This window comes from Acinetobacter legionensis, assembly GCF_048552295.1.
Taxonomy (GTDB): domain Bacteria; phylum Pseudomonadota; class Gammaproteobacteria; order Pseudomonadales; family Moraxellaceae; genus Acinetobacter.
Window position 1 is genome coordinate 208,607 of record NZ_JBIMCW010000004.1, and the last position, 9,534, is coordinate 218,140.

Sequence of the window (9,534 nt, forward strand, 5' to 3'; positions counted from 1 at the left end):
AAAATCACCTATAAATCAATCTTATCGTATATAGCGTTGGCTTTCTCTGTGATTGCAGTCATATGGATTGCACCATGAATCATTCCTGCTAGAACATGAAATTTCACCGAGACACCTGCATCTCTTAATCTTTCAGCATATTGTTCACCATCATGACGCAGTGGATCATATTCACAGACAAAAATTGTTGCCTCAGGTAAGCCTTGTAATGACTGTGCCAGTAGGGGGCTCACCAACTCATTGGTTTTGTCAGAATCACTATTTAAATATTGATCCCAACAATACGCCATTGTTGCAGTGGTTAAGCCATAACCATCCGCATAAGTTTCATAGGATTTACCCTGCATCGTGGCATCTAAAGCTGGATAAAACAGCAGTTGTTGATTAATCTGGATTTCTGGATGCGCATTAGCGAGTAAGCATGCAGCCGCTGCAAGATTGGCGCCCGCACTATCACCACCCACAGCAATACGATTTTGATCAAGCCCTAAACTTAAAGCATGTTCTTGAATATAACGAAGTGCTGTAAAAAAATCTGTCAGCGGTACTGGAAATTTGAATTCAGGCGCTAGGCGATAATCCACTGAAAAGATAACATGCTGTGTTGATTCTGCCAGTAAACGGCATGAACGATCCCATGCATCTAAACTCCCCAAACACCATCCACCGCCGTGGGCAAATACTAAAGCTGGATTGCTTTGTAGCTGCACCATAACATAGGGCGTATATACCCGAACTTGGATTTGAGCTTGATCAGAGGTTGTGACCCAAAAACTGGTTTGATAGCTGGAATCTTGCTCAATACCTTGCTGTTGTATGATGTCATGATTTACCTGCGCTCTTAATTCACAAAGTGTATTTGCAACTGCTGTAACAACAGGTCTAGTGTTAAGCCAGTCTGCAATTTGATGATCTAAGGACATCCTATTGCTCCAATTGTAGAAATTCTAAAATCAGGGAACAAAATGCTTCGGGTTGTTCCTCCATAATAAAATGACCACAATCTTTAACAATTGCACTGCTTAAATATGGTGCAACTTTTTTCATGGTTTCATAAGGTGCATCATTGGTTGCCTGTTCTGCACCAATCGCCAATACAGGCATTTCTAGATTTTTAGCTGCTCGGATTTTATTTTGACGAATAGTTTCCGGGATTGAACGATAGTAGTTAAAACCTGCCGTTAAACGCCCTGATACTTTATAAGCCTCAATATAAGTCTCAGTGGCAACTCTATCTCTATGCCATGACCACTTATCAAAAATATAATTAAGATAAGTTTCTTCACGGCCACTGACTAAAGCTTCAGGTAAATCCATCACTTGATTAAACATGAAATGCCATAGAAAAATATTTTCATCAGGTGAAACAAAAATAGGCGGTGGTGTTGCCAATCCGGGAATAACAGCTTCAGTCACGGCCAGAGAAGTGACAGATTGGGGAAAATCAGCTGCAAGTGCATAAGCAACCCACATCCCGATATCGTGACCAATCACTGAATAAGTATCATGTCCAAGTTTTGACATTAAGCTGGATAAAATTGTCGCAATTCGCCCGGTATCATAACTCCCATTCAGCGGAACAGAATATCCCGTTCCCGGTGGATCTACAGCAATTGCCTGATAACCGTTGGCCGCCAAGACACGCATCACATTTCGCCATGCGTACCATGTTTGTGGCCAACCGGGGATAAGTAATACGACAGGACCACGACCTGTAGAAACATAATGAAGTTTTTTACCGTCAATATGAATGTAATGATGCTGAAATTGATCGACTAAATTTTCATGTGTTGTAATGGTTGTCATAGTAAATTCTCAATCTCTGCCTTAGATACCCAAAAGTTGATTGATTTGCAATTGATTGACAGGCGCTGCGGCAAAATCATCAAAGGTTTTATCAGTAACATGAATAATATGTTGTTGAATAAACTCAGCACCTTCACTTGCGCCATCCTCTTTATTTTTTAAACAACACTCCCACTCTAAAGTTGCCCAGCCCTGATAGTCGTTATGTGCCAATTTTGAGAAAATTGCTTTAAAATCAACCTGACCATCTCCAGTAGAACGGAATCGACCTGCACGATCTCCCCAATTTTGATAGCCCCCATACATCCCTTGGCGACCTGTCGGGTTAAACTCAGCATCTTTGACATGGAACATTCGAATAAAATCTTTATAGATATCGATGTATTCCACATAATTCAGTTGTTGCAGAATAAAATGACTCGGGTCAAAAAGAATCTGACAACGTGGGTGGTGTTGTGTTCGTTCTAAGAACATTTCAAAGGAAATACCATCATGTAAGTCTTCACCAGGATGAATTTCGTAACACAAATTGACATTATGTTCATCACAAGCATTGAGGATCGGCATCCAACGACGTGCAAGTTCATCAAAAGCGGTTTCAATAAGTCCAGCAGGGCGTTGAGGAAAAGGAAAGATATAAGGCCATGCCAGTGAACCGGAAAAAGTTCCCATATCTTGTAAACCTAAACGGGCAGATGCTTGAACAGAAGCCAACATTTGTTGTTCAGCCCATTGAGTTCTAGCTACTGAATTTCCATGTAAATGTGAAGGTGCAAAACCATCACATAAAGCATCATAAGCCGGATGCACAGCCATAAGTTGACCAAAAATATGCGTTGTCAACTCACTAATTTCTAAACCATTATTTTGTAAAACCCCTTGTATTTCATCGCAATAATCTTGGCTTGTGGCTGCTAAATTAACATCAAATAAACGCTTATCCCATGCTGGCAGTTGTACAGCTTTAAAGCCTTTATCGGAAACCCATGCGGCAATGCTCTCTAAATTATTAAACGGGAAAATATCATCACTGAATTGTGCGAGATGAATACTTGGACCTTTGATGGTTTGCATAGCTAAACTCAATTAGTTGTCGATCGACAAACAATAGGCTTTCTTTTGAATAAAAACAACAAGTTTTTAAAAAGAATCTGAAAAAGGGCAGCCTTTCCAACAAATCCTATTGATTTATTTGCGAAATTTATTTTTTCGAATGATAATAAAAAATACTAAATCGGATTGAAGCGTCGTTATGGCTGGTAGACCAAGAGAATTTGATAGAGAAAAAGCACTGATTCAAGCGCGTGATTTTTTCTGGCAACATGGCTATGAAGGGACTTCGATGTCAGATTTAGTCGAGGTCTTGGGTATTGCTTCAGCGCGTATTTATAAAGCCTTTGGCTCGAAAGAGGCGTTGTTTCGAGAAGCTGTTATACATTACGAAGAAAATGAAGGCGGCTTTGCGATCCACGCTTTACAACAAGCAAATATTAAGGATGCGATCAGCCAATTATTTCAAGATGCAATCAAACTTTATACCCAGAATAATCATTCATATGGCTGTATGGTTGTATCATCTGCAAGTGTATTAAGTCAGGAAAATCAAGGTCTTTTAGACTGGATGAAGCAACAACGTATTGAACGTGGTCAAAGTCTGGTTAAGCGCTTTAAACAGGCGAAAGCAGATGGACAATTATTAGAACATGCCGAACCTGAAATATTAGGGCAATATTACGGACTAGTGCTACATGGATTATCTGTTCAAGCTAGAGATGGTTATTCAGAACAAATGCTTTTGCAAATCATCGATTTTTCCCTTAAAAATTTAGATCAATATCTGGTTTCATCTTCAAAAGCTTAGGCATAGATCAGCAGTGACAATGTATAAGTGATGCATTGTTAACAGGTATTGAAGCAAGTGGTTGGTATGATTACTTCGAACATGTAAATGCTGCGGGGACGGAAGGTGATTTCCAGCAACATCTTGATGCTTTAGCAAAGTTTTAATTTTTCTTCTAAGATGCATATTTATTTTTAAGGTCATATCAATGTGTTCTTTAAAGCTTAAATATCTTATAGAAATGCTTGTTCAATCGAAGAAAATTGTGAATACTCATGCGCATAAATTTAGGCTGTAAAATTATCTTTTGGGGTTAGACAATTACTGTGAAAACGTATCCATTTTCTCGTTTACAAAAAGCATTATTGGCAGTTGGTTCATTTTCATGTCTAGGGCTAAGTTCAGCATTGGCACATGCTGATACTGAAAAAGATACCCAACAACTTAAAACGATTAAAGTAAGCGTTCAAACAATAGAAACAACACCAACTGCTTATTATCAACCCAAGGTAAATTTATCAGGATTTACTCAGCAAAATCTTGCTGAGATTTCTGCATCTATCAGTACAGTCACCGCGGAACGTATCGCTGACCAACATGCAAAAACCCTGACGGATGTTGTTAAAAATGATGCAGCCATCGGCGATGGCTATGCACCCATTGGTTATTATCCAAACTTTATTATGCGTGGCTTTAACCTGAATTTAGGGTCAAGTTATTTACTCAATGGTCATTTGTTGCGTGGCGAGCAAAATGTGGCACTAGAGAACAAGGCACAAGTTGAAATTCTAAAGGGTATAAGTGCAATCCAAAGTGGGATGTCAACACCGGGTGGTGTTATCAATTATGTCACTAAACGTCCAGAAGACATTCGTGCTATCACCGTTGAAGTGGATAGTCATGGTGGAAATCGTGTCGCAACTGACTTGGGTGGTTTGTTCGGAGACGATCAGCAGTTTGGTTATCGACTGAATCTGGCCAAAGAAGAAATTCATCCTTATGTTGAGCATGCAGATGGGAAGCGTTTGTTTGGTGCTTTGGCTTTAGATTGGGAAATTTCAGATCAGTCAAAATTAGAATTTGATATTGAATCACAGCATCAACGTCAGCGCTCAGTCGCAGGTTATCAGTTACTGGATGGTACCACTGTACCCACTGGCGTCAAATGGGACCGTTTACTTGGTTATCAAAGCTGGAGTAAACCAGTGACCAATGAAAGTCTAAATGCCAGCTTAAAATATATTTACCAAGTCAATGACCACTGGACAACAAATCTGTCTGCTGCACAAAGCCGTGTCGTGATTGATGATTATTCAGCATTTCCGTGGGGTTGTGGTAGCAGTATTTGTCAAACGACAAGTTTAGGTAATACCTTTGACCAAAATGGTAACTATGATATTTATGATTTCCGTAATCCAGACGACAGCTTCTTAACCAATCAATTTAAAGCAGGCTTAAACGGAAAGTTTAGTACAGGGGCTTGGCAACATAAGCTAAGTTTAGAACTGTCACATACAGGGAAACGGCATATACAATATAATGCAATCAATGAATGGGTCGGTACAGGAAATATTTATAATGATCCTATAACGTATGCGCCTACTGACAAAACTTTAGGTAAACATTATAAATCATTAGACAGTCAACAAACTGCATTGAACTTACTTGACCAGATTGACTTTAACGCTGAATGGTCAGTATTGTTGGGCGGCAAACTAATGCACTTAAATGAAAATGCCTATGATGAAGATGCAAACAACATCCGAGAGACCAATTTCAATCGTTTCTTACCGCAGTTTGCGTTGATGTATCAACCTTGGGAACAGACTCATCTCTATGCTTCTTATGCCAAAGGATTAAGTGATGGCGGACAAGCCCCTTGGTTTGCTACTGGTATTCCTGATCAAGGTATTGAAGGTAATGCTTTTAAAACGTTAGCACCGATAAATTCAACTCAGTATGAATTGGGTCTTAAGCAGCAGTGGCAAACATTACTGTTTACCGCGGCGTTGTCCGATTTAACCCAAGACAATCAAAACACCAACGCAGATAAATACTTTGTCACGGATGGTAAGCAACATAATCTTGGTTTGGAATTGGGCTTACAAGGACGCTTAGGGCAAAATTTAGATATGACTTCTTCTTTAGCTTTAATTCGTTCACGTTTAAAAGAAATACAAGTGGCTGATTATCAAGGTCATCAAACTCAGAATGTACCAAGTGTTCGTTTTGCTAATCATCTATCTTATCGAGTACCACAAGTAGATGGCTTACGTTTATTGGCTGGCATGCAATACAGCAGCAGTAAATATGCCAATAAAACAGGTACAGTAAAAGTATCAGGCTATAGCGTGTTTGATGTAGGTACAGCTTATAACTTCCGTGCTTATGGTTATGACAATACGCTTCGATTTAATGTTGATAACGTGTTTAATAAAAAATACTGGCGCGATGCGGGGAGTTTCTTAGGCGATGACTATTTATTTCTTGGCGCACCACGTACTGCACAAATCTCGTGGACTGTGGGTTTTTAACTAAACTAATTTAGTTATATCAATATTTTAAGATTATTTCATAAGACTTTTTTAAAGCTAAAAATCAACATAAAATCCCCCTCATCCTAGCCTTCTCCCGTGGGGAGAAGGAACTTTCAATCGCAATATGATTCATTCAACATGATCATTTTTTGATTTATGAAAGAGATTTATTTAAATAAATATCAAAAATCTAGATAGTACAAACCTAAAAATATAAATTGGATTTATTCTAAAAAATAACCAATTATAGAATTCTAAGCAATTTAGTAAGGAATGCTAAAAATGGACAAAAAAATTAGAGTTGCTGTGATTGGTGGCGGTATTGCGGGATTAGCACTCACGACTCAATTGGTCAAAAATAAACATTTGGATGTACATCTCTTTGAGTCCGCATCACAGTTTTCCGAGATTGGCGCAGGGATTTCATTTGGTGCCAACGCAGTTAAAGCCATTCAATTATTAGGTTTAAGCCAAGAGTATGAATCTATTGCAGATCAGGTAAAGGCACCATACACTGATATTTGGTTTCAATGGCGTAATGGTTATACCGATGAGTATCTAGCTGCATCGATTGCGCCACAAGTCGGACAATCTTCGGTACATCGTGCAGATTTTCTCGATCGTTTAATTCCGTTGGTGCCTTTAACAAATGTACATTTTAATAAACGTGTACAAGAAATTGAGGCAGATGAAGAACAAGCGACAATTCACTTTATCGATGGTCAACATATTACATTTGATTATGTGATTGGTTGTGATGGAATTCGGTCAGTTGTTCGAAATCATGTGCTTGACTCTAATCAATTAGCGCGTGTTGAACCTCAGTTTTCGGGGACTTGGGCATATCGTGGAATTATTAAATTTCAAGATTTTAAGCAAGCCATTGCAAAACTGGGAAATGATGCAGAAATTGCCGATGTACCACAAATGCTTTTAGGGAAAGATAAACATATCTTAACTTTCCCAATCCGTCAGGGTGAAGAAATTAACATTGTTGCGTTTAAGTCAGATCGCACGCAAACTGTATTAGCAGAGAATACACCATGGACATCTCCTGTTTCAAAACAAGCCATGCTGGCTGATTTTGCAGACTGGAGCGAGAGTTGTAAGGCATTATTGGATCTGATCGACTCACCAACCATTTGGGCATTACATGAAATTCAACCTTTAGAAACCTATATAAACAAAAACAATAATGTGATTTTGATTGGCGATGCTGCTCATGCCATGTTACCGCATCAAGGTGCTGGTGCTGGACAAGGTTTAGAGGATGCTTTGATTTTAGCTAAATTATTAGAAAACCCTAGGTTGACATCTGAATCTATCAAAGCTGTATCGGAAATCTATGAGCAAGTTCGATTAGCGCGCGCCGTGAAAGTTCAAAATACCTCGCGTGAATCAGGTGAAATCTATGAGCTATATTCATCGAAATATCCTGATTTTGAATCAATAGGCCAACATTTGACACAGCGTTTTGACTGGTTGTGGCAGCATTCGCTTGAAAATGATATTCAGACAGCCAAAGCAGCATTAGCAAAACAACTACAGCACACTGAAATGACGACTTAAACAACAAAGATTACAAACAGGACAATATGACCAGGGAGGTCTATTATGCAAAGCATAAATGCAAATGAAATTATTGATCATGCCAAATTAAAAGCCATTCATTGGCGGGTGATTTTACTCAGTGCATTGATCATTATCTTTGATGGTTATGATCTAGTGATTTACGGTGTTGCTTTACCCAAGTTGATGGCAGAATGGAAAATTGACAGTATTACGGCTGGATTTCTGGGCAGTGTCGCCCTATTTGGGATGATGTTTGGTGCGATTATTTTCGGTAGCCTGAGTGATAAATTAGAAAGCTATGGATTCAGCCGTAAAAAATTAATTATTTTATGTATCTGTTTATTCAGTGGTTTTACTTTAGTTTGTGGTTATGCCAATAATCCACAAAGTTTTGGAGTTTTTCGGTTTTTGGCTGGTTTGGGGTTAGGCGGGGTCATGCCAAATGTAATCGCCTTGATGACTGAATACGCACCTAAAAAACTACGCTCAACCTTGGTTTCCTTAATGTTTAGTGGTTATGCAGTCGGTGGGATGTGTTCAGCTTTATTAGGAATGTGGTTAGTTCCGCAATTTGGTTGGAAAATCATGTTTATTCTAGGAGGCACGCCACTTTTACTCATTCCCATAATCTGGAAGCTGTTACCCGAATCGATTGATTATTTAGTGCGCCGTGATAAAACTGACCAAGCCATTGAGATCCTTAAACAAATTGACGGCAATATTACCTATACGTCTCAGACTCAAATTGGTCTTCATCAAGACAATCAATCTACCTCTAAAACCCCGATCAAGGATTTATTTGCAGAAAATCGTGGGATGGTGACACTCTTATTCTGGGGCAGCGTATTTATGGCGCTTGTACTGGTCTATGCTTTAGGTAATTGGTTGCCTAAATTAATGGTAGAAGCAGGCTATGACTTATCGACCAGTCTGGTTTTTCTATTGGCTTTAAATATTGGTGGAATGCTTGGTGCAATTTGTGGTGGCTACTTAGCGGATCGTTTTAATCTGGCAAAGGTATTATGCTCACTGTTTTTAAGTGGCGCGATCGCATTAATCTTACTGAGTTATAATTTACCAATGGTCATTCTTTATTTTTGTATTGCGGTTGCAGGTGCTGCATCAATTGGTGGGCAAATCTTATTATTGGCGTATATGTCCCAATTTTATTCATCCAATATTCGTGCAACAGGCTTAGGAATGGCTTTAGGTGTGGGGCGCTTAGGCGCAATTTTAGGGCCAATCTTATGTGGTTGGCTGTTAAGCTTAAGTCTGCCCATTAATTATAATTTTATCGCATTATCAATCCCTTGTATTATTGCGGTAATGAGTGTTTCAATGATTCGCTTACAGTTGAAAAAAACAAAATTGGCGGTGAAAGCGGTACAAATCTAAAAGTAGAGCAGGGAGGTCTACCTCCCTCATTCAATAGAGATATGACAATTGATTGATCTAAGTCTTATTAAAGTTTTTATTATCGTTTTTGAAACTAAAAATATTAGTCATGCAGCTGAGCGCCTCAATTTAAGCCAGCCATCTGTCACCTACAATCTAAATCGCCTACGTAAATTTTTAAATGATCCTTTATTTGAACGAGACAAATTTGGAGTCAAACCGACCAAGTTGGCACAAAGTTTATACCCGAGCTTTAGGCAAGCAATTACCGATATTGAAATGGCAATTACTGAACCGTACCGGGTTTGTCGGAGACTTTTTTATTTAAGTTAGGCCACCTGACCTAACGGGTTAATCTTATCATAGTACATTGCTTCAAACTCA

At 38.9% G+C, this 9,534-nt stretch carries 8 protein-coding genes and 1 pseudogene; 6 read left to right on the forward strand and 3 right to left on the reverse strand.

Translation table 11 applies throughout. The features are described 5' to 3' along the window. Positions 1-8: 8 nt before the first annotated feature. Genes ACG916_RS05320 through ACG916_RS05330 form a run of 3 tightly spaced genes read right to left on the reverse strand, consistent with a single transcriptional unit; the run spans position 9 to position 2,880 of the window. The gene (locus ACG916_RS05320; RefSeq protein ID WP_419330371.1) at positions 9-923 is read right to left on the reverse strand and encodes an alpha/beta hydrolase; all 915 of its coding nucleotides are present in this window, start codon (positions 921-923) and stop codon (positions 9-11) included. A gap of 1 nt (position 924) precedes the next feature. Further along, positions 925-1,806 (reverse strand): alpha/beta fold hydrolase, encoded by an 882-nt coding sequence (locus tag ACG916_RS05325; protein ID WP_419327204.1) that lies wholly within the window; start codon positions 1,804-1,806, stop codon positions 925-927. 21 nt (positions 1,807-1,827) lie between these two features. Continuing rightward, complete coding sequence (locus ACG916_RS05330; RefSeq protein ID WP_419327203.1) at positions 1,828-2,880, reverse strand: sugar phosphate isomerase/epimerase family protein; 1,053 nt, start codon at positions 2,878-2,880, stop codon at positions 1,828-1,830. Between the two features lie 178 nt (positions 2,881-3,058). Here ACG916_RS05330 and ACG916_RS05335 point away from each other — a divergent pair, with 178 nt between their 5' ends. From ACG916_RS05335 to ACG916_RS05360, 6 genes and pseudogenes are all read left to right on the forward strand, one after another. Continuing rightward, positions 3,059-3,667, forward strand: a complete 609-nt coding sequence (locus ACG916_RS05335; RefSeq protein WP_419327202.1) for a TetR/AcrR family transcriptional regulator — start codon at positions 3,059-3,061, stop codon at positions 3,665-3,667. Between the two features lie 35 nt (positions 3,668-3,702). Further along, positions 3,703-3,813, forward strand: coding sequence for a DUF6616 family protein (locus tag ACG916_RS05340; protein WP_336951099.1), 111 nt, complete (start codon positions 3,703-3,705; stop codon positions 3,811-3,813). A gap of 159 nt (positions 3,814-3,972) precedes the next feature. Then, complete coding sequence (locus ACG916_RS05345) at positions 3,973-6,180, forward strand: TonB-dependent siderophore receptor (protein ID WP_419330373.1); 2,208 nt, start codon at positions 3,973-3,975, stop codon at positions 6,178-6,180. 285 nt (positions 6,181-6,465) lie between these two features. Beyond that, the gene (gene salA / locus ACG916_RS05350; protein ID WP_419327201.1) at positions 6,466-7,752 is read left to right on the forward strand and encodes a salicylate 1-monooxygenase; all 1,287 of its coding nucleotides are present in this window, start codon (positions 6,466-6,468) and stop codon (positions 7,750-7,752) included. Positions 7,753-7,797: 45 nt separating this feature from the next. Further along, complete coding sequence (locus tag ACG916_RS05355) at positions 7,798-9,150, forward strand: MFS transporter (RefSeq protein ID WP_419327200.1); 1,353 nt, start codon at positions 7,798-7,800, stop codon at positions 9,148-9,150. Positions 9,151-9,201: 51 nt separating this feature from the next. Then, positions 9,202-9,444: pseudogene (locus tag ACG916_RS05360) on the forward strand (LysR family transcriptional regulator); the annotation flags it as partial. Positions 9,445-9,534 lie beyond the last annotated feature (90 nt).

What these genes read in the sequence shown, in the direction of transcription:
- ACG916_RS05320 (WP_419330371.1), bottom strand. Translation starts at nt 923, where the DNA reads ATGTCCTTAGATCATCAAATTGCAGACTGGCTTAACACTAGACCTGTT.
- ACG916_RS05325 (WP_419327204.1), bottom strand. Translation starts at nt 1,806, where the DNA reads ATGACAACCATTACAACACATGAAAATTTAGTCGATCAATTTCAGCAT.
- ACG916_RS05330 (WP_419327203.1), bottom strand. Translation starts at nt 2,880, where the DNA reads ATGCAAACCATCAAAGGTCCAAGTATTCATCTCGCACAATTCAGTGAT.
- ACG916_RS05335 (WP_419327202.1), top strand. Translation starts at nt 3,059, where the DNA reads ATGGCTGGTAGACCAAGAGAATTTGATAGAGAAAAAGCACTGATTCAA.
- salA (WP_419327201.1), top strand. Translation starts at nt 6,466, where the DNA reads ATGGACAAAAAAATTAGAGTTGCTGTGATTGGTGGCGGTATTGCGGGA.
- ACG916_RS05355 (WP_419327200.1), top strand. Translation starts at nt 7,798, where the DNA reads ATGCAAAGCATAAATGCAAATGAAATTATTGATCATGCCAAATTAAAA.